The organism is Streptomyces peucetius (genome assembly GCF_025854275.1).
In the GTDB taxonomy this organism is placed as follows: Bacteria; Actinomycetota; Actinomycetes; order Streptomycetales; family Streptomycetaceae; genus Streptomyces; species Streptomyces peucetius_A.
In genome coordinates this window covers 2,846,484-2,870,781 of the sequence record NZ_CP107567.1, presented here as the reverse complement: position 1 = coordinate 2,870,781, position 24,298 = coordinate 2,846,484, and the positions used below count along the sequence as shown (strand labels likewise).

Genomic DNA, 24,298 nt, shown 5'->3' with positions numbered 1-24,298 from the left:
CCCGCTGGGCGGCACCGGGGCCCGGGGGCGGAGCCCCGAAACACCGCCCCGGAGGGCGGACCCGGGGTCCGGGGCGGAGCCCCGGTTTCGGGAAGGGGCGGGGAGGGGAAGAGGCCCCGCGCAGCGGCCCCGCCCCCCGGCTACAGCGCCCCCACGTCCACCGCCTGCCCCATCCGCACAAACCCCGCATCGCTCGGATGCAGATGATCCCCCGAGTCGTACACCGGCTTCAGCCGCCCCGGCGCATACGGATCCCGCAGCGCCGCGTCGAAGTCGACGACCGCGTCGAAGATGTCCCCCGAGCGGATCGCCCTGTTGATCTTCAGACGTTCCGCCTCCGCGCCCGCCGTGCACCGCGGGTATCCGCCGCACGGTGCCAGGGTGGAGCCGATCACGCGCCAGCCGCGTGCGTGCGCGCGGTCGGCGAGTTCGGTGAGGCCCGCGGTCACGTTGTCCGCCGTGGGCGCGTGGGGCGCGCGCAGCACGTCGTTGATGCCGATGGCGACGATCACGGTCCGGGCGCCGGCCCGGGCCAGGACGTCGCGGTCGAAGCGCTCCAGGGTGCTGGGGCCGCGCCCGTACTCCAGCAGCCGGTTGCCGCTGACGCCCTGGTTGAGCACCCCGTAGCGGCCGCCGAGCCGGTCGGCGAGCACGTCGGGCCACCGCTGGTTGGAGCCGGGGGTCGAGGAGACCCCGTCGGTGATCGAGTCACCGATGGCGACGATCGCGCCGCGCGCCTGCGAGGTCAGCACGTCGACGGCGGTGATGTGGTGCCAGGAACTGGTCAGAGCCGCGTACGCGGCGCCCGTCTCGTCCTGCGCGGCGTCGCCGTCCGCCAGGTAGGACGTCTGGGCCGCCGACGGGTGGGTGGTGACCGGCCCGCCGGGCGCCGGGGTGTGGACGGAGATCAGCAGGTCGTCGTCGTACGGGATGCGCAGCACGACCGGGTCGCTGATCATCCGCCCGCCGGGGTCGACGGTCACCTCGTACGCCCCGCCGAAGGTGATCCGGCGCAGGCTGCCCGCGACGGCGCCGGGGCCGGCGCCCGCGCGTACGGCAAGGGACGCGCCGCTGATCCGCAGGGGCTCGGTGCCGTACAGGTTGGAGAAGGTGACGCGGGCGGCCGTGCCCCCGATGCTGGTGTGCACCACGTTCCGTACGGAGCGCCCTCCGCGCCCGGTGGGTGAGCCGACCGCGGACGTGACCGATGCGGCGTCGACGGGGCTCGCGGACCAGGTGCCGATCCACTTGGGCACGGCGGCGGGGGGTGTGCGGACCTCGGGCTTCTTCTTGACGGCACCGACACCGAGGTAGATTCCCCCGCATATGAGGGCAACTGTAGCCATGAGGGCAGCGACGTTCACATACCCCTGACGCTTATTCATGCACACATCATCCGGCATGGGCCGGGAACTCGACGTGCCGCCCGGGAGTACCTGATGTAGGGACGAGTGGCAGGGGCATCACGGATGGACGCGGGTGTGGACGGGTGGAGCGGATGGAACAAACAGAACCGGACAAGCCGGACGACGGCGACCGGTCCGTCGACCACGCCGCCGACCGGTCCGTCGACCGGTCCGTCCACCCCGCCACCGGCCGGTCCGTCGACCCCGGCGGCGTCCAGACCGTGAGCACGGACAGTGACCGTTTCGCCGGCCCCGGCGGCGCCCGGGCCGTGAGCACCGGCGGCCCCGCCGGCGGCGGGAGCGCCCCGCCCGCCCCCTCGACCGCGCTGCCGCCGTTCGCGTACACCGAGGCCGACGAGGAGAAGCGGCGCGGCGTGCGTCGTATGAAGACGACGGCGACCGGCCTCCTCCTGCTCGTCGCGCTCGTCTTCGTCCTCGCCACCTGGGCGAAGAACGCGGGCCTGGGCGGCTGGGCCGGTTACGTGGCGGCTGCCGCGGAGGCCGGCATGGTAGGTGCCCTCGCCGACTGGTTCGCGGTCACCGCCCTCTTCCGCCACCCCCTCGGCATCCCCATCCCGCACACCGCGATCATCCCGAACAAGAAGGACCAGCTGGGTGCCTCCCTCGGCTCGTTCGTCGGCGAGAACTTCCTCTCCTCGGACGTCGTACGGGTCCGGTTGCGCGCCGTCGGCATCGGCAGCCGGCTGGGCGCCTGGCTCGCGGAGCCCGCGCACGCCGACCGGGTCACCGCCGAGCTGTCCACCGCCCTGCGCGGTGCACTGACCGTGCTGCGCGACTCCGACGTCCAGGCGGTCGTCGGCGAGGCGATCACCCGCCGCGCGGAGTCCGCCGAGATCGCGCCCGGCATCGGCAAGACGCTCCAGAAGGTCGTCGCGGACGGTGCCCACCGCCGTGCCGTCGACCTGATCTGCACCCGTGCGCACGACTGGCTGGTCCTGCACTCGGACTCCGTGATGGACGCGGTCGAGGGCGGGGCACCCGGCTGGACCCCGCGCTTCGTGGACCGGAAGGTCGGCGAACGCGTCTACAAGGAGCTGCTGCGCTTCATCACCGAGATGCGCGACATGCCCGGCCACCCGGCGCGCGGGGCGATCGACCGGTTCCTCGGCGACTTCGCCGCCGACCTCCAGTCCGACACGGACACCCGCGCCCGCGTGGAGCGCATGAAGTCGGAGCTGCTGTCGCGCTCCGAGGTGCAGGACGTGATCGCGTCGGCCTGGGCCTCCGTACGCGCCATGATCATCTCGGCGGCCGAGGACGACCGCAGCGAGCTGCGTCTGCGGGCCCGTGCCTCGCTGCTGTCGCTCGGGGCACGCCTCGCGACGGACAGCCGGCTCCAGGCGAAGGTGGACGGCTGGGTGGAGGATGCGGCGGTGTACGTGGTGACGACGTACCGCGGCGAGATCACCTCGCTCATCTCGGACACCGTCGCGAGCTGGGACGCGGAGCACACCTCCCGCAAGATCGAGGCGCACATCGGCCGCGACCTGCAGTTCATCCGGATCAACGGCACGGTGGTCGGCGCACTGGCCGGCCTGGTCATCTACACCGTCGCGCATGCGCTGGGCGCGTGACCGGTCCCTGCCCGACGGTCACGCGCCCAGCGCCTCTAGGGGGAGGTGCAGATGAATACGTACCGGGTGCCGGAAGTGTTCATCCCGACCCCGGCGGATTCCGGTCGGAGTGCTTCCGGCAGGCGTGATCCCGGTCGGAGCGACCCCGGCCCGAGGTGTTCCGGTCGGAGGGATCTCCATCCGAAGGCCCCCTGTCCAAAGGCTGCCCGGCCCCTCGCTCAGTGACCGCGACGCCGGGTGACCGTCCACGAGGCCAGCGCCACGCCGGCGGCCACCGTGAACACCGCCGGCCACGCGCCGACCTTCTTGGCCAGCGGATGCGACCCGGCGAACGCGGCCACGTACGCGGCGCTCAGCCCGGCCGCCGCCTTGGGCCCGGCGTCCCGGTGCCACTGCCGGGCGGCCACGGCCCCGGCCGCGGCGAGGGCGACGCCGCCGAGGGGGCGCTGCCTGGTCCATCGGGCCACCCCGTACCCGCCGACGAGCCCGCCCGCCGCCACCGCCGCCGCTGGAACCCTGGGCCTCGCCATCGCTGCCGCCTTTCGCTTTGTCGCTGTCACCGATCGTCCCGGGCGTAGACCGCCGTCGTCATCGCCCTCGTCGTCACCGCTCTGGTCGTCACCGCCCTCGTCGTCACCGCTCTGGTCGTGGTCACCACCCCGGTGGTCACCGCGCTAGTGGAAGAGCTGGCCGCGGACCGCACCGTCCGGGAACTCCTCGGTGTGGATGTTGGAGTAGAAGGCCCACGGGTTCTCGCGGATCTCCTTCACCACCCCGGCGTGCTGGTCGTTCAGCCGCCCCGAGACGGCGAACAGCCCCTCGGGCACCGGCTTGTCGAAGAAGCCCAGCACCACGTCGCCGTTCTTGCCGAAGTCGCCCTTGTGGACGTGCGCGGCGCTGGGCGCCTTGATGTCGACCCAGGCCAGCGAGAAGTCGACGGTCCTGTGCTCGGGATGCGGATGCAGGAACGTCACTGCCTTCCCGTCCCGGTCGTTGACCTTCGTCGCGTCGTTGTCGGCGACCTCCTGCGCCCCGTTGGCGAGGGCCCGCAGTTTGCCGCCCTTGATGATGTGCAGCGGGTTGATGTTCTTGTGCAGCTGCTTCAGCTGCCCCCGCACGGCCCCACCGGGGAACTCCTCGCTGTGCAGGTTCATGTAGAACCCGGAGGGATGCTCGACGATGCTCTTCGCGAGCGCGGCGTCGGTGAAGGTGGTGTGCCCGGCGGCCGAGTGCAGCGACTCGGGCATAGGGGTGCCGAACAGCGGAACCTTGACGTCGCCGTTCTGCCCCGCGGCGCCCTGGTGGATGTGGCCCTGGCTCGGTACGAACCCCTCCCACTGCATCGCGAAGACCACGCGGTCGCCCTTCACCTGCATCAGGGCCACCGCCTTCCCGTCGGGGTCGTTCACGGCGGCCCCGGTCGCGTCGGGCACCTCGTGCGCGCCGGTGAGGACGACGGCGAAGGTGACGGCCTCGCCGTGGCTGGGTTTCGTGAACGTCGCCGCGGACGGGGCCGTACTTCGCCCCCCTCCGTGACTGTCGTGCGCGACGGCTGGGACGACACCGGTCACGGCCAGCACGAGAGCGGCGGCCGGTACGGCGAGAGTGGGCTTGCGCATTGCGGATGAACCTCTCCTGGGGGAGGCCGACCCGGTCCGGTCGGTCGGGGTCTTGTACGCGACGCCCGCGTGGGCCGTTCAAGCGGGGAACCGATGAATCCGATTGAACGGCCGCCCGGTTGACGTCGTACCTCCCGCCGTACGCACTGCCCGCCCACCGCACCGGAAGCCGAGGGACCACACCATGCGCAGCACCCGGAACAGTGCCCGCACCAAAGCCTTGATCGCGGCCCCGATGATGACGCTGGTGCTGCTGACCGCGACCGCGTGCGAGGACTCCGGCGGGTCGGGCCCGTCGTACGGCGCCGGTGCCGCAGGGCAGCCGGCGGACGAGAAGGCCCCGGCCGAGCCGTCGGCGGACGCGCCCGCCGACGCCGCCCCGTCCAGCGGCGGCGACCGGCCGCAGCAGCAGCCGGCGCCGTCCGTCTCGGTCCGTACGGCCGAGTCGGAACTCGGCACGATCCTCGTCGACGACCAGGGCCGCACGCTCTACGGATTCACCAAGGACAAACCCGGCCAGGCCAACTGTGACGCCGACTGCATCGCGGTCTGGCCCGCGCTGATCTCGGCCAAGGACGTGACGGCGGAGGGCGGCGCCGACGCGTCACTCCTCAAGGAGGTCAAGCTGGGCGCGGGCGCCGAGCAGGCGGTCTACGGCGACTGGCCGCTCTACTACTACGTGGGCGACGTGACGGCCGGCGACGTCAACGGCCAGGGCCTGGACGGCGAGTGGTTCGCGATCGCGGCCGACGGCAGACTGATCAAGTCCGAGGCGTGACCGACAAGGGCCGGGCCGATCAGGTCCGGGGCGACGGCCCCGTGCGTATCCGTACCGGCCCGGCCCCGACCGGCGACAGGCCGGACGCGGCGATGAAGGCCGGCACCCCCGGACGACTGCCGTTGACGCCGCCCCCACCGTTCGGCCCCGCCGCGTCACTCGCAGCCGACGCCGTCCCCGTCACGGTCCAGGTGCCGCCCGTACCCGGGGTCCCCGGCGCGGACCGGGGCGGCTCCCGCGGCGCGGGCGGCGGAGCAGTTGGCGTAGTACGTGCTGCCGGACCCGCCGCCGCTCGTACCGCCGCCGCCGCTTCCGCCGGTGGTGCCTCCGCTGCCGTTGTACGCCTCGCAGCCGACGCCGTCACGGTCGCGGTCCAGGTGCGGTCCGTAGCCCGGGTCCCCCTCGTGCACGGGTGCCGCGCCGGCGGCCCGTGCGGCGTCGCAGTTGTCATACACGACGGCGGGCTTCGGCTTGGGCTTGGGCTTCGGCTTGGGTGTGGGCGTCGGGGTCGGCTTCGTGACCGTGATCCGTACGACGGCGGTCGCCGAGACCGCCTCGACGCCTGCCGCGCCCTCCACCTCGACGCGATAGGTGAACTCGTCCGCACCGCCGTAGCCGTCCGTGGGCGTGTACGTGATGCCGGTTCCGTCGACCTCGGCGGTCCCGTGGGCGGGCGGAGTGTCGACGGTGAGCGTGTGGGCCGGGCTGTCCCAGGCGTCCTCGAGCGGCTCGTACGGCCCCCCGGCGAGGGCGACCGTGTCGTTGCGCAAAACCTCGAGCACGATCTCGGCACCGGCGTCGGCGCTCTCCACGTCGTCCTCGAGCTGCAGGGCCGCCTGAGGCGACGGGGTTTCGCTCGGCTCCGGGCTCGGCGACGCCTCGCTCGACGTCGCGGCGGCCGGTTCGGCGCCGCCGCCCCCGTCTCCGCCACATCCGACGAGCGCCGTGGCCATGGCGACGACACAGACGACCGGCACGAACCGTGCACGTATTCGGCTGACTCTCATGTGCCCCCCAAGGCTGCTTGAACCGTGAACGAACTATGAGGGTGGCACTTCCGCAGTCGGAATGTGGGCGTCCTGTCGAAGTTGTGATGAAAGTGTGTGAGCAAGGGCAGGGGAGGCCAGGACATGCGCTGCGCACCGATCCACAGCCTGGCGGCAACTCCGGCGGCCTTGCGACCTGGGCCCAGCTGTCAGGCCTGGGCTGCGCCCCCTCGACACTTTCGAACCGCTGCCGCCCGAACGGCCCTTGGCGCCGTGTGCTGCCGCGCGTGATCCTGCTCCGGACCGGCCGCCCGAGCCCCCGTCGGCGATTACGCGCCGCGGCCCTCCACTCGGGCGCGCGCGGGCACCGGCTCGCCCGACCGTTGCATGTCATCCGGACCGGCGGCGCCGGCCAACCGGGCGAGGAAGCGACCGCGCAGCAGCTCGTACTCCTCGGCGCGACGCGGGGGCCGGCCCGCGGGCCTGGCGACGGTGCGGCCCGCGGTGACCGTCTGGCCCAGCCGGAACTGGTCGCGGGTGAGGTCGATCTCGGTGCCGCCGGGCAGCCGGTTCCACCAGTGGAAGCCGTGCTGCTCACCGTCCATGTGCACTTCGCCGACGACCAGATCACCGCCGAGCAGGTCGTGCACGACCAGGGCGGTGATGTCGCAGTGCCCCCAGGCCGGGTTGCCGGGGCTCCATCCGGCGCGCTCGACGTCGTCGGGGGAGCAGGTGTCGGCGGCCCAGCAGGCGCGCAGCGCATGCTCGATGTCGGTCAGCGTGTACGTCGTGTCGGTCACGCACGGCAGGATGCCGCACCCCACTGACAACGCGCCGTGCGCCGGCCGAGCCACCGAGCCACGTCAGGAGGCGCCGCCGCCGTCAGGCGTTTTTGGCCCGCCCGCCCACCTGGATCAGGGCGTGCGTGCCGCTGGTGCGCCACGCCTGCCCGGTTGCCTCCAGCACGTCCACGGTGTCCTGTTCGAGGCCGGTGATCACGTCCGACTTCAGGGTGCGCAGCGCCGCGACCCGGCCCGGGAAGTACGCGGTCCGTTCATTGAACGACGTGGTCGGATCCCAGAGCCGGTCGCCGACGAGGCGCCGGTAGTTCAGGTCGCCCTTGACGACGGTCACAGTGGCGCCCGCGAACTCCTCCCGCAGGTCGGCGGGCATCGCGTCGTACGGGAACGGCGCACAGAAGAACTCGTGCGCGCGGACCGCGAGTCGCCCGTCGGCCATCGCGCCCCACAGGCGCCGCCCGATCTGTGCGGCGCGGCCCGGAGGACGTGCCTGCGCGAGCCGCCGCATGCTGTCGATGACGTCCGCCATGGTCGCGTCGGAGACGTAGTACGGGTACGGCTTCACATGAAGCACCACATCCGCGGCGCGCCCCGCGTGGAGCAGGTGGTCGATGAGCACCAGGTCGGGGATGAGCTCCCGGCCGGCGTTGTCGGCGACGAGGTGCACGGTGGCGGCCGCGCCGCCGGGCGGCAGCAGGGACCACAGCTCGGCGCTGTCGTCGGCGACGACCGGCGAGTCGGCCTCGGCGCCCGTCGACAGTTGCGCGCCGCCGGAGTCGAGACGGAAGCCGAGGTCGGCGCGGTTGCCCCACAGCGCCGCGGCGAGAAGAGTGGGCCCCTGGACGTCGGCGGGCCGCCCGGCCAGGTCGTCGAGCGCGGCGAGCTCGTCGTCGACCGTGGCGCTGCGCAACTCGGCCGCCTTGAACGACCCGAAGGGATCGACCCCCTGCCACGGGCCGGGCTCGAAGTAGCCGAACGCGCCGAGCAGCCGGCGGTAGAAGTAGCTCTCGGCCCACAGGAACGGCACGTCGAACCACGACCGCCCGAAGTGCCCCTGCCCCCACGCCGCCCACCGTTCGCGGTCGTGCGCATCGGCGGCGAGCGGCTGGATCACGCCGTGCGTCGTCTCCTCCAGGAGCGCGTCGAGCGCGGCGTGCTGCGCGGGCCCGCAGGGGAACGCCTCGCGGACCTGCTCGATGAGCGCCGGGTGACGCTTGGCCAGCACCCCCCAGGCGAACGACCCGGGCTCGTTGCTCAGGATCACGGGGGCGTCTTCGCTCGCGGGCATGGCGTCACGTACTCCTCGTTCGTTCCGGCCCCGACCGCGGCCTGTCCGCCGCGTCGGCTCGCCCCCATGATGACGACCGGCGAGCCGGGTTCGATGCCCGCGGGATCGTCGGCCTGTGTCAGAAGAGGTCGGCGACCAGGACCACGGCCGGGGGCAGCGCCTGCCCGAGGGATCCGCGCCACAGCTTGGGGTCGGAGACGAAGAGCATGATGCCGCCGCCGATCATGAAGAACGAGATGTAGACGATCAGCGTGCGTCCGACGGTCCCGTGCCCCAGGTGCAGGGCGACGAACCCGGCGATCAGGCCCAGGGCGAGAAACAGGTTGTAGAAGCCGACGTTGAACCGCCACAGCCGTACCTCGGGCGCGTCCGAGGTGCTCCCGGTGAGGAACACACGGACCTGCGGCCGCCCGTAGAGGAAGCTCTCCAGCGGCCACACGACGAGGTGGACCACGGCGGCGACCAGAGCGAAGACCTGACTGACGACATTCATGCGGCTCATGGTCGACGGCGCATCCGCTGCCGCGAAGCCGACACTCTGCGGGGTCACCCCGGGGAGGGGCGAGGGCTTGCCCGGCCTGGAGCCGGACGCGGTCACGGCGTCCGGTTCTCGCCGTCGGGCAGGCCCTCCCACACGGTCCGGTTCAGGTCGAGGAAGTACGCCCGGGCCGCTTCGTGCACGGGCAGCGGAAACTGGATGCGGACGAGCCGCTCCGCGACCCACAGCCTGTTCATCACGTCCTGGGTCGTGAGGTACCAGGCGTGGCTACTGCGGGCAGCGGTGGACCCGCCTCCGGCAGAAGCCATAGACCCACTTGTCGCCGTCGCCGGTAGCTGCTGGCGCGGGCAGTCCGTCGCGAGTGAACTCAGGTACCCCTGCGATCAACGCTGCGATAAGGCGCTTTCCGAAAGCATCGCTTTTACCTTCCGGATCAACGGCCCCGGACCGTACGTGATCACGGACCTTGTCCTCCGGCTCGAGGCGCACGGATGCGACCCGGATGAGGAGCTCGACCGGGCACAGAAGCACTTCGAGGCTGAGGTGGCCTGCTGAGTATCAAGTGGCACAACGGTCCCGGGGCCGCGGTGTCATGCAGGCCGCGGGCCCGGTGTCCGACCTGCCGGCAGGCCTCAGCGAGCCAGGATGTCCGAGAAGTACCCCAGGTGAGGATCCTCCGGGGTGCCGACGAGCAGAGCACGGTCCAGCAGGATGTTGTTGTGCTCGCAGCTCGTCTCCGGAAGCATCACACAGGCGTGGCAGGCGGCAAGATTGGTGCCGCCGATGCCGGATGTCTCTGATTCGATGCAGAGAGGGTCGGCGGAGCACCATGCGGCGCGGCGCACAGAGGAACGGATCGTCTGCTCCAGGCGTTCCGGTTCACCCTGCGCGACGAGTCCGCCAAGGCTTCCGGCGGAGTCGCTGGTCGCGGTGTACACAAGCGCACCGGCCATGTCTTCGTTGGCGTAGAGGCGTTCGCGGAGGGAGGCGGCAGGATAGCCGGCGTCGAGGCTCCACTCGTTGATCAGTACGTGGGCCAGCGTGTGGAGCAGCACCATGCGGGGGGTGGCCGGGGAGGGCGGTACGCGCGTCGGGTCGGAGGCGCGCTGTTCCATGATCCGCTGGTGCGCGGTGCGGATCCGCTCTACGCGTGCGGCCACGGTCGGGAGGTTCTCCCAGGTCGTCAGACGCTCCTCGTCGAGACGCAGGAAAACGCCTTCGCCGTGCACCTCCATGGCGGGGAGCCAGGTCAGCGGATTCGCGGAGAGGGCGGCCTCGTCGGCTTCCCCGGTCGTGTCGGGATCTGCGAGCCGGGTGAACGCCTTGAGGGCGCGGACCTCGCGAAGTTTCTTCACCAGCATGGGGCCGGCGACGCCGAGCGGGCGGAGGACGGCGGGGTCACCGAGAGGCCTCTCACAGATGAACTGCTCGGCGCGGGAGCGTTCGCGTTCGACGTTGCCGGCACGGAGGCGCTCGTACTCCTTGTTGCGCAGGGCGTGATAGCGGTGGTCGAAGGTGGATTCCTGGTCACCGGTGGGGTCCTCCTCCCGCTCGGCGGCCAGGAGTTCCATCACCTCGTCGGCAGGCACCGGACTCTCACCCTTGAACGCGAACTTGAGACACATTTCGACCTCGTCGCGGCTGCTCAGCTTGCGCAGTTCGTCCCAGTGCTCGGCGAGCGGGTCGGCGCGTCCGTCGCTCCACGGCGGGATGGAGAGCGCCGACTTCAGTACCGGTTGCCACACGGCGGAGGAGCCTCGCTGGAGAGTGCGCGGGGTGAGGCCACAGGATTCGGCGGGAACCGAGGTGCCGAGCCAGGGTCGTGTACCACGGCACCGGAGGCCGAGGTCCTTGAGTGCTCTTCTGCGGAACGAGCCCTCCATCGACACCTCGGGTACCCCGCAGGAGCAGGAGATGATGATCGAGCGAAGGGACGAACTGCGCCCGGAGGAACGCAGCTTGAGGATGCCCGAGCAGGGGCCCGCACTGGTCGTGCCGCGGCCCGACGAGCGATGCACCCACTCGCAGTAGGGAAACTCGTCGAGGTGCCCTGCCTCGCAAGCGATCACGAACCGCGAGGGGACCAGGTCGGCCTCGCAGGTTCCGCAGATGCTCTTGCCGGCCGGAGGATTGAACTCGCGGTGCCGTCGGAGTTCATTGCAGTCGGGGCACGAGTGGGTCAACGGGAAGCGACGGACCCGCATGCCGTCCTTGCTGGTGTCGCCCGAGGCCGGTGGCAGCCGGAAGTGCTGCACGTCGAGAAGGCGGGCGAGCCGTCGTTCGTGGATCCGCGGGGATTCGTCCGCGTCCCAGTGCTGGTCTGCACTGTCAAGGCCGGAGACGACGAAGGACTCGTGGTCCACGGCGATCAGCGAGCCGACCCCGTACGTGGTGATGGCCTGTGAGCGGCGGACGGCGCCGCGCCGGGGCAGGTTGTGGGCGGGTGCCGGACTGCCCGTGCCGTTGCGGCGACGGCGCGCGGGGGGCGGGGTCATCGGGATGCCTCCATGAAAAGGGCGGACTCGGCGTCGACGTCGCGCAGGCTCCACAGAGTGGGCCATGCCTCCGCGTCCTCGCTCTCGTCGTCGTACGACTTCAGGACCGACGGGGAGCGGTTGGCTCCCCTTCGGGCTTCGAAGAGCAGGCCCCCGTGAATGTCGGCCTCGTCGCACCACCAGTCGACGAATTCGTCGAAGGCCCGCGAGACGGCGTCGGCCTCCTCGGGGGTGACGGTGAGGGCGCGGTCGATGAGCACCGACTTGATCTCCGTACGAAGCCGGTCCTCGTAGGAGGCGACCAGGCCGGCTCCTTCGTTGGGCCCGGCCTCCGGGATCAGGATGCGCGCCAGGGCGACGATCACCGCGTGCAGACCGCGATCGCGGGCACGTGCGGAGAACGGCGTGACGGACGTCGATTCGACCTCGCGGTACAGGGCGGAATGGAAGTGGAGGAAGTTCTCGTAGTGGGAGCGGTCGCGGGAGCGTGCCGCGTTGAGCATGACGGCGACCAGGCCGGGGTGGGCGCGACCGACGCGGCTGGTGGCCTGGATGTACTCGGCGGTGGTCTGCGGTTGGCCCATCACCGCCATCAGACCGAGCCGGTCCACGTCGACGCCCACCGCGATCATGTTGGTGGCCAGGAGGACGTCCACCACGTCCTCCTGGGGGAGCTTCCGCTCGATGCCCTTGAGGCGGGCCGGGATCTCGCTCGCGTCGATCCGGCTCGTCAACTCCGAGTAGTTGGCGGTCGAGCGGACCGAGACGCCCTCGCGCTCGGCGAGCAGTTCCAGGTAGGCCACTACGTCGTCGTGGACCTGGAGTTCGGCTGCGGACAGCAGACGGAGGCTGTTGAAGTAGCCGACCAGGCTCCAGTACGCGTCGCGCACCTCGGCCTCGGTCTGCGCGTGCTGCGCCCGATGCAGCAGGGTGGCGTACGTACGGATGAGGAGCGTGGACTGGCTGGTACCGGGGGCGAAGAGGCCGACATAGCGGCGGCTCGCCTTCTCCTCGCGGGGGGTCTCGACGGCGAACCAGGAGTCACGGGAGTCGAGCCCGGCCGGCGGGAACTGCCGCACCTGCCGATCGAAGAGGCTACGCCCCTGGTCGGCGGCGCGTCGGATGGTCGCGGTGGAGGCAATCACCTTCGGGTGGTCGGCGAGGGCATCCACGGCGGTCTCATAGAGGCCTGTCAGGGTGCCCAACGGGCCAGAGATCAGATGGAGTTCGTCCTGGACGACCAGCTCCGGGGGCGGCGTGGAATCACTCGGGTCGTCGCGGTTGAACAGCGCGGCGGTGGCCGGACGCCACGGCATCGAGGCGAACTTGTCGACGGTGGCGATGACCAGAGTCGGACGGGCGGCGTACACCGCCTCGTCGACGAGATGGACGGGCAGCCCGTCGGCGAAGTCGCAGTCGTTGCCGGGACAGCGGACGTGCATCCGTACGGCGTCCTGGTCCACCTCGTAGGCGCGGGCGTCGAGGCGGGTGCCGCACCAGGGACAGGCGTGCAATTGGACGGGATTCTCGGTCGCGAGACGCTTGTCCAGGTCGCGGCGGAGATCGGCGAGCTTGTCATTGGCCACCTCCAGGGTGTTGGGAGTGGCCGACCTGCCGACCCACATTCCGATCGAAAACTCCTCCAACCCCAGCTCTGGCGGAGCGTTGCGACGCATCAGCTCCATCGCGCAGAGCAGGATCGAGGCACGCTCGAACTGCTGGAGCGTGAGCAGCCGCAGGGTGTAGCGCATGAGGACGGTGACGCCGCCACCCTCCGCACCCCGCCTGATCCGGCGGAGGAAGGAGGTGAGGGCGATCAGGCCGAGGTACGCCTCGGTCTTGCCGCCGCCGGTGGGGAACCACAGCAAATCGGAGATCTTGCGGTCGGGATGGCCGGGGTCGTCGACTCCGGCCATGCAGAGCAGGACGAACGCGATCTGGAACGGGCGCCAGTGACCGGCTGCCGGGTCGGGGGAGCCTTTCCGACCGTTCTTCACCCAGGCGCTGCGGGCGCGCTGGTCGGCCATTGCTCGATTGGCGAGCCGGAAGGCCTGCATCAGGTCCGGCTTGTCGGCCAGGAGGGAGATGCCCTTGCGGATCCGGCCCAGCGCCTCACGGCAGGCCTCGACCTGGTCACGGGCAGGCTTCTCGTACGGAGTACCAGCCAGGGCACCCGCCTCGGCCTCCTTGTGATCGATCCACCGCTCGTAACCGGTGGCGAGATTTTGCAGAGCGGCGAGTACCTCGGAATTGGGGTTCTCGGCCAGGCCCAGCATGGACAGGGCGGTGTTGTCGATGTCCGGGTTGGAGTCGGTGAGCAGCACCTCGACCGTGGGCACGAACTCGCTCCGCACCTCCGTGACGGCGGCCCGAACGGTATCGGTCATCCCGATCGGCGGCGGTGTCCAGTCCCATTCGGCCGCACAGCCGTGACCGACGGCGAAGGTCGGCGCGTGTCGGTGCAGCAGCCGGCTGGTGGCCACCTCGGGATCGTGGGCGGCGGCAGGGGCGGGTCGCTCCACGAAGGCGCTCGACCCGTCGACCGCGCGAACCACGAGACCGCACTGGAAGAGGGAGTACGCGTCCTGGAGCTCCCGCTCGCCGATCCGATGGGTATTGACCAGCGTGACCGTGACCGTGACCGTGCCGGTGGTCGGGTCGGGCCGTCGGGCGTTGACGCGCAGTGCCACACCCTCCGCGAGGTCGACCCTCAGGTTCGGGACGGGCTCGGTGATGTCGATCGTGGTCGCGGGCAGCGTCAGTTCCTTGCGCCGCCAGTGTTCCTGCTGGTCGGAGGTGGTACGGGCCTCGGCGCGGCGGGCAGGGACCGGATTGCCGTCCGTGTCGGTTGGCTCGTAGACGGCGGCATGCGCATGGACCGCGATCGCGGAGCTTATGGCCGGGTCGATCGCGAAGGTGAGGCCCATCGAGGACGGGCGGCGGGAGCCGGCCGCGCCGAGGTCCTGTGTGGTGCCGGACTCATCGATGTTGTCGTGGGAGCGCAGAGGAGCGTCGTCCAGGCCTTCCTGTTCCGACTCGTCCTCGCGAAGCCGCTGTTCCCCGGCCGGGTCCGCGGGCCTCGGATAGAGGACTCCGGTGAGATAGCGATCGATCGGCGCATCCTGGGTGAGCACCTCACCCCGGTCGTCGGGCGCCGCATCGTGGGCCGGGCCGAGGAGTTCGCGGCGGAGCCCCAGCAGGATCTCCTCGTCGCGGACCCGGTAGTGCTCGGCGTGCCGGCCTTCCATGTGCGTCATGCGCGCTGCTCCTCGTTGTCCGTTGCCCGTCGAAACCTGCCGATGCCCGTGATCCGAGGCGCGATCCACACTCCTCGGTCGCCGAGGCCGGCGTTGGCGCCGGCGGCGACGCTGCCCGCCACGGTCTCCAGCGTGTCCACCCGAAGCCCGTGGATCTCGTCGGGCCACCAGGGGTCCCACGTGCGGGTCACTTTCTGGACCTGGAACAGCGCCTCCCGCAAGTGCTCCGACGCCTCACCGATCTCCCGCCCCTCGTGCAGCAGGACGTACGGCGGGCTCTGCCACTGACCGAGCGGCAGGTCGTGGTGCCTGCGCAGCACCACGTCGTGACCGGGACCGACCCGGTGCAGGAGGTACTCCTGGGTCGCGACCGCGTCGGCGTCGTGGCCCGGCGGGTTGTCCCGGCAGACGTCCGCGGCCTCCGCCACGATGCCGAAACGGTCGTACGACCGCCAACCGCCGATGTACCGACGGCCGTTGCTCCTGCCGCCGGACCTCCTGACGATGGGCAGCTCGGGGGAGTCCGCGAAGTACAGGTCCTGCCGGGCCCGGGTCATCGCCACGTACAGGGCGCGGGTCTCCGCGGGCAGGTCCAGCTCGTCCTTGTGCTGCTTGCGCAGCTCGGCGACGGACGGGGGAGCAAGAACGACCACCCGGTCGAACTCCAGGCCCTTCGCCCGGTGCACGGTGGTCACCGTGACACGTTCCGTCTCGGGGTCGGCGAGTTCGTCCGGGAACCGGCCGTCGGCCACCAGCCGCCGCAGCCGGTTTAGGTCGACGACGGCGCGCCCGGCTCCGCGGGCGGCGCGCCGCAGCACGGACCACAGGACGTCGGGATCCGGCTCGTAGGGCAGGGGTGTCGCCTCGAGGAGGGACCGGAATCGTTCCTCGACGAGGGTGGTGGCTTCGGTGCGTCGCAGCAACTCGGCCACCCAGTACGGGACAGGGCGTTCCTCCAGGGGGCGACGCAGTCGGTGCTCGACACCGTGCTCGTGGAGCAGTTCGGAGACGACCAGGGCCTGCCGGTTGTCGCGGGTGAGGATCGCGCAGGTGTCGGGGAACGTACGCAGTCCCTCCAGGACGAACGGGTCGGTGAGTGCGCCCAGACCGTTTGTCGGATCGAGGAGCAGGTCGCCCAATTCTTCGTAGAGCGGCGCGGCCTCGTCGGCCTCGGTGACCTGCTGTAGGAGTGGGCCGTGCGCCAGGGCGATCCGGGCCTCCCGGGTGGTGGCCCGGAAGTTCTGGGTGAGGCGCAGCTCCACCAGATCGTCCGGGAACGAGGCACGCAGCCAGTCGAAGAACCGGTTGGTCTCGTCCGCACGCTCGGCCAGGTCCTCGATCTGGAAGCCGTAGACGGACTGGGCGGCGTCACCGACCACGGTGAAACCACAGCTCTCCTGGTAGCGGTCGAGCAGCGTCTCCACCAGTTCCCGCCGGTCGCCGACCAGGTCCTGCACCTCGTCGATCACCACGTGCGCGGGCGGCACGGCGTCGCCTGCCTCCAGAGCTCCCCTCTCGACGGCGCCGGCCGCGGATCGGATCCGCTCGTCGAATCCGGTCGCGCCCCAGTCGTTGTCGGGGTATGCCTGGACGAGAACGCCGTACGCCCAGGAGTCGAAGGTCTGCGCCCGGACCCGGCGGGCCCGCTCCCCGTGCCGGGCGATCCGCTCGCGCAGCTCGCGGGCGGCCGCACGGGAGAAGGTGAGCACCAGGATCTCGGCGGCCTCCAGGGCCTCCTCGGGATCCTCGTGCCCGCACAGCGCGTCGAGCCGACGGACCAGCGTGTGTGTCTTGCCGGCACCCGCACCGGCGGTGACCAGGACGCGCGCGTCCCAGGGCTGTTCGACCACGGCGCACTGCTCTTCGGTGAGCGGAGGGCTGTCGAGATAGGTGTCGGTCACCGACGGCCCCAGAGGTGTTCGAACTGGGTGAAGGCGAGCTTGGTGTCGAAGTTCGCGATGTTGTCGCTGACGTTGAGGATCAGGCAGGTGTCCTTGCCGCCGTTGCGCGGACCGCGCAAGCCACGGCCGATCATCTGCTGGTAGACGTTGGTGCTGTAGACGGGGCGGGCGACCACCACGGCACGGGTGGCGGGGGCGTCGAATCCCTGGGTGAGGACGCCGTAGTTGGTGAGGACCCGGATGCGTCCGGTGCGGAAGTCCGCGATCCGGCGGCGGCGGTCCTCGGTGCTCGTGGTCGAGTCCACGCCGGCGGCCCGAATCTTCCGGTCGTTGAGCATCGCCGCCAGGTACTTGGCGTGGTCGACCGAGGTGGCGAACACCAGGGTGGGACAGTTCTCCGGAAGGCCGACGATCTCCTCCACGATCCGTCGACTGCGCGCGTGGTCGTCGGCGAGCCGCTGCTCGGCGGCGCGGGAGAGCACGGCCATCCGCTCTGCGTGTACCTTCTCGTCGCGAGTCAGCTCGATCTCACCACCCTCCAGGGTGCGGTGCTCGACCTGGGCGAGCATGCCCCAGTCCTGGAGATCCCGGTACGGGTCGCCGGACGGGAACACGCCCTCGTCGAGCCGGCGGTTGCCGAATCGGTTGATCAGTCGGCGGGTCTCGTCCTCGTTGGTGTTGCGGAACGGAGTCGCGGTCAGGCCGAGCAGGTGACGCCCGGTCTCGTACTGGGTGAGGCCCAGATCGCTCAGGATCCCGGTGTATCGCTTGGAGACGGCGGTGTGCGCCTCGTCCACGATCACCAGCGCGGCCCTGCGAAGCCATGCGTACTGCTCGGTGCCCAGGCAACGCTCCAACTTGGCATCGGTCGCGACCACCAACTGCGGCTGGTCAACGACCTCGCCCACCTCGTTGCTGCTCCACAGCCGACCGATGGACAGAGCGCGGTCCGCACCCACCTTGCCCCAAACGAACTTCCAACTCTGGACCGCCTGTTCGCAAAGTTCCTCGGTCTGGGCGATCCACAGGATCGGACCCTGGAGATCGCCGACCCGCTTGACCCAACGGATCACCGCTTCGGAGGTGATCCGGGTCTTTCCCGCCCCGGTGGGCAGCGAAAGCATGCCGCGCTGCGGGGCCAGCCGGTCGAGCAGCGTGGAGATGTTCCGAACCAGGTCCTCCTGGTAGTCGTGGAGGCTCGGAAAGTCCTTCGGTCCCTCCACGTTCTCGGACGAGGGCGGCGACGGGGTCCGGGAGCCGGCGAACGCCACCGGAAGCCGCAGGTCCGAGACGAACGAGACCGCCGCGGACGAACCTGTGTATCCGACAGGCGCAGTGGGGAACCTCGACTGGATGTCCCGGGCGTGCTGGTGCAGAACCCCGTCACCGTGAGCGTTGAAGGCCATCTGTGCGATGCGGTGGCCCGACGGCTCAGTGCCGTCGTTCGCGTCCAACTCTGCGTCCATCAACCCTTCGGGCAGACCGGCCCGAAGGGCCTCCGCCCCGATCAGCAGCTCGATCTTGGCGACCACGTCGTCAGTCTCCCGGACGGCCTTGATCGCTGCCTGCAGGGCGCTGTCACGCTCCATGCGATCCTGATGATCGAGCACCGCCCGGCAGCCGGTCGGGCCGAGGCGCAACGCGAGTTCGCGGTCGATCAGGCGCAGCATCGGTTCACGGTCGAGCGGGACTCGCACCTTGATCGTGGAGCCCTGCCGTACGGCGTCCAGTGGGGCGGCCTTCGTCCCGTTGGGAGTGCGGGTGACCTCCTCCAGTTCGCTGCACCGCTGAACCAGCGCATTTCGGGTGGAGCTGTCCAGGCGCTGCCGCAGCGAGGGGTACAACTCCACCAGTGGCACCGGTTCGCCGTCCGGCACCTCTCGGGTCTCCTTGCTGATCACGTCGGCGTAGCGGAGCATGCCCCACTTCTCGACCATCAGCTCGGCGTCCGCGGCCGTCGGCACGAGAAGCGCCGGCAACTGCTCGGCGCGCAGCGCCCTGTATTCGGCGGCGCCGACGGCAAGCGTGATCTCCTCGTCGGGGCGGGTGCCCCAGGAGTCCCCGATCCGGCAACGGGTCAGGGAGTCCTCGGGGAAGTCGGCCTCGAAGCGGGTCAACATCACATAGGTGGCGCCGACGAAGGAGTCGTCCTCGCTGCGGGACACGTCGGCCAGCAACGCCTCCCAACGGTCGCCGGGCACATCGGCGACGGTCGTGGGGAGGCCGAGCTTCCGGGCCTTCTCCGCGGAGAGGGAATCGGCCACGGGCAGCACGTCACGGTAGGAGGCGAGCTGCGGCCCGACAGCCTCCTTCAGAGGCCTGATGCCCTGGGACGTGACGACCGTTCCGTACTTCCGGAGCATCCAGCGGATCGGGGAGACCACGGACTGACGAGAGTTGACCCGGGAGCCGTAGTGCCGGGTCCAGTGGTCCACGACCGCCGCGTCGGGCAGGGTCTTCAGGAAAGCCGCGCGGGATTCTTCGGACAGCGCGCGGAAGAGGTGGAGCGGTCCGCCGATCGGTGATCCTTCCGCCTTCATGGTCTTCAGGCCGGGACGTGGTGCGCGCTCGTCCAACCTCCGCAGGTATGCCGAGTGGATGGCTTCACGGTATTCGTCGAACCACTCCTCGCCCTCCTGCGGCCGCACACCGGTCACCGGACGCTCCCGCAGACCCACCAGCGAGAAGAAGGTGGTGTCGTCGGAGTGGAACGTAATGTCGACTGCGACGGACGGGTCACGGTCGCCGGTCACCACCGGGCCGGGCAGGATGCAGTCACGGATCGGTCGCCACTTGCCGTCGGCGGTCCGCACCCGCAGTGTCTCGCGCGGCGTGCGGACCCGCTCCACCACCCTGTCGCCCAACCGGCTCTGACCGGCCTGGCGGAACAGTTCCCAGAACCGCTGCCACTCGGACTCCCTGTAGCCCTCGAAGCCCTGGTCGAGCACGCTGACGAAGCGGCCCTCGACGTCGGCCTCCCGGATGCCGAGCAGGTTCAGCGCATGCCCGAGCGAAAGGTCCTCGGCAAGCTCGTCCACCACGTACACCAGGGACTCGCGCAGCCCGCCCTGCTCGGCGCGGCGGAACACCTGGCCGGGCACCGCAGCGACCAGACCGTGCTCCTCGGTGAGCACGATCCGCGCCTTGCGCGCCTCGTCGGCGTACGGGGACCGCACCTCGACCATCTCGGCGACGATACGGATCGCCACTGCGGACGCCTCGGCGGTACCGCACTCGACCAGCGCTTCCAACCACTCCCGTACGTCGGCGCGTTCGACCTTGGCCGCCTCTCGGATGTGCTCGACCTTGCCGGAGCGGAGGGAGTCGGCCTCGACGCTCGGATGCAGCCAGTCCGAGGGGCGGCCGGGGCATTCGTGCCACATACGGAGCCAGCCGTCGAGGCGTCGCAGGTCCTTGTCGAGGCGGGGATGCAGCCGCAAGTCGGAGGGGATGCGGAGCACACCGTCCTGGTCGGGCAGCGAGGGGCGGACCGCCGTGCGGGTCCAGATCTCACGGATCAGGAAGTCGTCGGCCCAGCTGATCGACTCCTTGGTGCGGCCGGGCAGCAGAGGGAGGTACGCGCCAGGGTCCTCGGGCGGGGCGAGTTGCGGCAGGGAGTCGACGACCAGCGCCGCCGACACCTTGATCATCTCCTGGTTGAAGGGGGACGAGTCCAGGAGGTTCTGGCGGTCCTCGTTCGTCTTCCACGCTCCGTTGAGGATTCCACTCAGGGACATTTCGTACTTGGTGGGGAAGAAGGACCAGAATCGGCCTCGACCGCGTATCCGAGGGCTGCCGTACAGCCCGTGCTTGGGATCCTTCTCCAAAACGGGAACAGCCCAGGAGACGTCGAGGGTGACACGGTCGTGCAGCTCACCGGCGTCCGCACGGGCGGCCGGCCCGGGAGCGTGGGTGACAGTGAAGACCCTCCAGTCCTCGGAGGTCGCCGCCTTCCCGGTCCGTGCTTCCCACACGGTGCGGATGTCACCGACCTGGCGTGTCGTCAGGGTCCGGCGGGCCATCGGGCGCGGCCGACGGTCCTCCAGGACGACCTCGGCGACATGGGGCGAGAAGAGCTGGAACCCGGGCGGGAACTCCTCGCGGTCCGACGAGCCTGCTCCGTGCATGTCCTTCCCCAACCGGCCGTCCGCTCCCTTGAGCAGCGGGAGTCGCACAACGGTCGTTGCCCAGCCCAGCAGTTCGTCGAGGACGGGGTCCGCAGAGCGCTCGGCTGCCTCGTCCAAAGGACGGGCTGTCCGCAGCACCGGCGCATCGAAGCTTGAGCCGTACTGGTCAGTCACCCCGGGGACGGCCTTGATCTGCTCGTAAGACCATGCCCGGTCGAATCCGAAGCTGCCGCTCCGGCTGAAGAATTCCGGTGCGTCGGTCACCACGAGAACCGATTTCACACCCACGCCGAAGCGTCCGATCTGCCCACCACGCTTCTTGGACATGCTCATTCGAAGAATTGTCTCCGCGCCTTCCGGAGTCACGGGGCTTCCCTCGTTGGCGCAGTAGAGGTTGGCGTCGGTGAGGACGACCTGAATTCTTCCGCCGGGGTGGTCGGCAATTTCGTCGGCTGCGTTCTGGACGAGTTCGAAGAGCTGCCGGTCGCCGTATCCGCCCTGGGTGATGCGGCGCTCACCGTTGGCGTGTTCGGCGACGAGACCGGGGTCCACCGCGTAGGTCTGCAGTACTCGCGACGACTGGTCGAGGACGGTCCGGATGACCGGGCGGACGGGCTGTGGCATGGCTTCGGACTCCTGAGTGAACGAGAGCGGACTGAAGATGCGATGCGTCGACGCTCCCTCTGGTGGCCGGCTTTTGGGACAGCCGGCCACCAGGGGAAAGGCGACACGATCTCGCCACGCGCCATTGCCGTCGCAGGGCGCCGACATGTGCTCGAGCGAGTGGTGGGGGGAGAGTGGAGCGGGTGGTTCACCGTGCCGAGGTGACGGCACCGTGGTTCGGTTCACGTGCAGAGGGCGGACCTTCGTCGAGGGAGTCCTCGACGGTGGTCCCGTGTCCGTGGGGGACATCGCCCTGCGAGGCGGCAGTCGCGGCCACCTGCTGATTCAGGAAGTCGGCGTTCAACTCACGCATCGACTTCAGGTCGTGATTGCTCCAGCTCTCTTCTATCGCATTCTCCGTTCGATGGGCGAAAACCGAGGGAAGGTCGCTTTTGGATACAGCTCACCCCCGGTCGCCCGGTGTTCCTTTCGGAATGGGCCGAGCGAGACGTGGAGTCCGTCACTATCGAGGTTAGTAGGCAGTCCGTGGATCCTGCAACCCCCTTGTCCGTCCGGGTAGTTGGGAAATTTTTCCCCCATCCGGCGAGCGGAGCTCAGGGCTCCAGTTGTGAATCGGGCGCAAGGGGCATGCCGGTTAAACCGGACGAAGTGTGTGAGGTGATGATGCCGTCGAGGGGGATCGACCCTTGTTAACTGTCAGTTGACGGTTACCGATCCGTCAAATTAGCCTGTGCCTGTCAGGCACGCAAGAGACTCGCGAAGCTCGGGAAGCGCAGGTTGCACGTGGATGCAGGCGAGGAGTTCGGGCCCTGGCTGGCCCGTCAACTTAGGCTCACCGGAAGGACGCAGGCGGAACTTGCCGAGGAACTGAAGCTGACCCGCGCCGCGGTCTCCGCGTGGATCACGGGACGCTCGGTGCCCCGTCCCACGGTCATGCAGGAGATCGCCAAGGCGCTCGGCACCGACGTGGGCACGGTGCACACCAGAACCACCGACACTCAGGTCGGCCTCCCTGTCACCTGGTACCACCGGCCCGGTTACCGCGACGGTGGGCGCGACGGCGGAAACGCGGCCGCCTTCGCCTTCGACGCGGACGTGCAGGTGCTCGCTCGTGAGACCTGCCAGAACAGCCTCGATGAGCGGTTGACGCACAACGGTCGCCCGGTCCGCGTGCGGTACACCCTCCACGAGCTCACCGGCGAGTCCTTGGACGCCTTCCGCAAGGCCATCCTCTGGGACGAACTACAACCTCACTACCTCGCGGTCTCGGAGTCGGCGTCCCAGCAGAAGGTCGGACGGGTCGTCGACGCCGGCGTGCGCGACATGTTCGAGAAGGGCCGACTGGTACTCCTGCGGATCGACGACTACAACGCCTCCGGACTCACCGGTGACGACTACGACGACGGCAAGTTCGCAGCCGTCGTGCGCCGCCAGCTGGAGAGCCTCAAGTCGGGTCGAGACGCGGGGGGTTCCTACGGTCTCGGCAAAGCGACGCTCTGGGCGACCAGCGCACTCGGCATGGTCCTGATCAACTCCACGCTGTCCGTCCCTCACGAGGGACGGACAGAACGCCGTGTCATCGGACGTCTTGAGCTGCCGTGGCGTTCCGTCGACGGCCGCCCGTACGCGGGTCCCGCCTGGCTCGGACGCCCCGACCCGGACACCCCGGGTGCTGAAGTGGCTCGTTCCTGGTGGGCCGACGAGGAGACGGTCGAGCGCCTCCACCTCACTCGTGACAGTGACGAGCCGGGCACGTCCTTCCTCATCGTCGGCGCACACGACGTGGCGAGTCTCGATCAGGGCACGCTCGACGTCGATGTCGACGACGAAGGAGATGGAGAAGACGGGACCCACGACATCCGAGCCATGCACCGACGGCTGAAGGCGGCGCTGGGACGAGACTTCTGGGCGGCGATGACAGGCGGTGGCAGCCGACTGCCCCTCCTGGAGACAACGGTCCGCACGCTGCGCAACAACGAGGTCGTCATCGAGGAGGAGAAGGTCGACCCGAGCGCGGCCCAGCCCTCTCGAACCCGAGCGTTGCGCGCCCTCTATGAAGGGACGACCGTGGACCGGCTCACCGAGGCCGGTCAGGTCGCCCTTCGCACGGTCCCGCTCCGGCTGCCCCTCTCCGGCGGGCGCCGCGGCACGCTCGGCATTCACCCGGCGGTGCTGCTGGTCACGGATGCCGAGGACGCGGACGGCATCTCGAACCAGGTCCATTCGCTTCGCGGTAATCGGATGACCATCAAGAAGTCCGGTGTTGCCGGGCTGCCGCTGGGCGTCAACGCTTTCCAGGCCGTGCTGCTCGCGGGACACGCGGCTGGAGACTCTGCTCCCTTCGCCGAGGAGGCCGAGGAGTTTCTGCGTGCGGCCGAGCCCCCCGAGCACGACCGCTGGGGCCAGACCGAGGAATTGACCCTTCGCTGGTCGCACACCGCGCACCAGCGCATCGCCCGGCTCACCACGGAGGTCAACGCCGCTGTGAAGGAGTTGGTCGCCCGGCCGAAGCGTTCCGGCGGAGAGGGCGGCGCCAAGTTGCGGAAGGCACTCACCGTCCCACGAAAGACTGTGCCCAGGCGTGGTTCCGGGCAGGCTCTGCCGGAACTGGACGGACTCGACGCGGAGATCGGCGCGAACGGAGAGTGGCGGATCACCGCTGAGGTGAAGCTGCCGCGCGCCGACGAACTGCCCACCATGACACCGGTGGTACTGCTCGACGTGCGATCGGGAGGTCGCCCCCGACTCGACTGGGCCGAGCTCGTCGCCGAGGACGGATGTGTCGTCGAGGACGGTCTACTCCGCTTCATGCCCGGTTCTCGGCGAGCCATCTTCCGGGGCGCCACGGACATCGCCAGTCATCCGGTCCGTACCACGCTCACGCGGCTCGTTCTCGAACTCCGTGCCGGCAAGGGGGAGTGAG

Annotated in this window: 16 protein-coding genes; 3 read left to right on the top strand and 13 right to left on the bottom strand. The window is 70.0% G+C overall.

The window, feature by feature from the left end; translation table 11 throughout:
- Window positions 1-140 precede the first annotated feature (140 nt).
- Complete coding sequence (locus tag OGH68_RS13085) at window positions 141-1,385, bottom strand: SGNH/GDSL hydrolase family protein (protein WP_264243664.1); 1,245 nt, start codon at window positions 1,383-1,385, stop codon at window positions 141-143.
- A gap of 113 nt (window positions 1,386-1,498) precedes the next feature.
- Between OGH68_RS13085 and OGH68_RS13080 the strand changes: the two genes are divergently transcribed.
- Window positions 1,499-3,001 carry a DUF445 domain-containing protein gene (locus OGH68_RS13080; protein ID WP_264243661.1) on the top strand — a complete coding sequence of 501 codons (1,503 nt, stop codon included), beginning with the start codon at window positions 1,499-1,501 and terminating at the stop codon, window positions 2,999-3,001.
- A gap of 218 nt (window positions 3,002-3,219) precedes the next feature.
- Here OGH68_RS13080 and OGH68_RS13075 read toward each other — a convergent pair whose 3' ends face one another.
- Entirely contained in the window at window positions 3,220-3,531 is a 312-nt protein-coding gene (locus tag OGH68_RS13075; RefSeq protein ID WP_264243658.1) for a hypothetical protein, read from the bottom strand.
- A 144-nt stretch (window positions 3,532-3,675) separates the two neighbouring features.
- Window positions 3,676-4,620: a CHRD domain-containing protein gene (locus tag OGH68_RS13070; protein WP_264243655.1), complete on the bottom strand. Its 945-nt coding sequence runs from the start codon at window positions 4,618-4,620 to the stop codon at window positions 3,676-3,678.
- A gap of 184 nt (window positions 4,621-4,804) precedes the next feature.
- Between OGH68_RS13070 and OGH68_RS13065 the strand changes: the two genes are divergently transcribed.
- On the top strand, window positions 4,805-5,398 hold the full coding sequence (locus OGH68_RS13065) for a hypothetical protein (RefSeq protein WP_264243654.1): 594 nt from the start codon (window positions 4,805-4,807) through the stop codon (window positions 5,396-5,398).
- A gap of 155 nt (window positions 5,399-5,553) precedes the next feature.
- On the opposite strand, the gene OGH68_RS13060 is transcribed toward OGH68_RS13065, so the two are convergent.
- The 10 genes from OGH68_RS13060 to OGH68_RS13015 form a co-directional block, all read right to left on the bottom strand.
- Entirely contained in the window at window positions 5,554-6,405 is an 852-nt protein-coding gene (locus OGH68_RS13060) for an excalibur calcium-binding domain-containing protein (protein WP_264243651.1), read from the bottom strand.
- A gap of 308 nt (window positions 6,406-6,713) precedes the next feature.
- Complete coding sequence (locus tag OGH68_RS13055) at window positions 6,714-7,184, bottom strand: hypothetical protein (protein ID WP_319020202.1); 471 nt, start codon at window positions 7,182-7,184, stop codon at window positions 6,714-6,716.
- A gap of 82 nt (window positions 7,185-7,266) precedes the next feature.
- Window positions 7,267-8,472, bottom strand: a complete 1,206-nt coding sequence (locus OGH68_RS13050) for a damage-control phosphatase ARMT1 family protein (RefSeq protein ID WP_264243649.1) — start codon at window positions 8,470-8,472, stop codon at window positions 7,267-7,269.
- 118 nt (window positions 8,473-8,590) lie between these two features.
- The gene (locus OGH68_RS13045) at window positions 8,591-8,965 is read right to left on the bottom strand and encodes a DUF1304 domain-containing protein (protein ID WP_264243646.1); all 375 of its coding nucleotides are present in this window, start codon (window positions 8,963-8,965) and stop codon (window positions 8,591-8,593) included.
- A 101-nt stretch (window positions 8,966-9,066) separates the two neighbouring features.
- Window positions 9,067-9,279: a hypothetical protein gene (locus OGH68_RS13040; protein ID WP_264250455.1), complete on the bottom strand. Its 213-nt coding sequence runs from the start codon at window positions 9,277-9,279 to the stop codon at window positions 9,067-9,069.
- A gap of 324 nt (window positions 9,280-9,603) precedes the next feature.
- Window positions 9,604-11,466 carry a DUF1998 domain-containing protein gene (gene drmB, locus OGH68_RS13035; protein ID WP_264243644.1) on the bottom strand — a complete coding sequence of 621 codons (1,863 nt, stop codon included), beginning with the start codon at window positions 11,464-11,466 and terminating at the stop codon, window positions 9,604-9,606.
- Window positions 11,463-14,723, bottom strand: coding sequence for a helicase-related protein (locus OGH68_RS13030; RefSeq protein ID WP_264243642.1), 3,261 nt, complete (start codon window positions 14,721-14,723; stop codon window positions 11,463-11,465). Before OGH68_RS13030 ends, drmB begins: the two co-directional genes overlap by 4 nt.
- Window positions 14,720-16,624, bottom strand: coding sequence for a UvrD-helicase domain-containing protein (locus OGH68_RS13025; RefSeq protein WP_264243641.1), 1,905 nt, complete (start codon window positions 16,622-16,624; stop codon window positions 14,720-14,722). Before OGH68_RS13025 ends, OGH68_RS13030 begins: the two co-directional genes overlap by 4 nt.
- Window positions 16,621-21,375 (bottom strand): sacsin N-terminal ATP-binding-like domain-containing protein, encoded by a 4,755-nt coding sequence (locus tag OGH68_RS13020; protein ID WP_264243639.1) that lies wholly within the window; start codon window positions 21,373-21,375, stop codon window positions 16,621-16,623. Before OGH68_RS13020 ends, OGH68_RS13025 begins: the two co-directional genes overlap by 4 nt.
- A gap of 187 nt (window positions 21,376-21,562) precedes the next feature.
- A complete protein-coding gene (locus OGH68_RS13015) occupies window positions 21,563-21,727 on the bottom strand; it encodes a hypothetical protein (protein ID WP_264243637.1) in 165 nt (54 codons plus the stop codon).
- Window positions 21,728-22,158: 431 nt separating this feature from the next.
- On the opposite strand from OGH68_RS13015, the gene OGH68_RS13010 reads away from it, so the two are divergent.
- Window positions 22,159-24,297, top strand: a complete 2,139-nt coding sequence (locus OGH68_RS13010; RefSeq protein ID WP_264243636.1) for a helix-turn-helix transcriptional regulator — start codon at window positions 22,159-22,161, stop codon at window positions 24,295-24,297.
- The last annotated feature ends 1 nt before the right edge of the window (window position 24,298 follow it).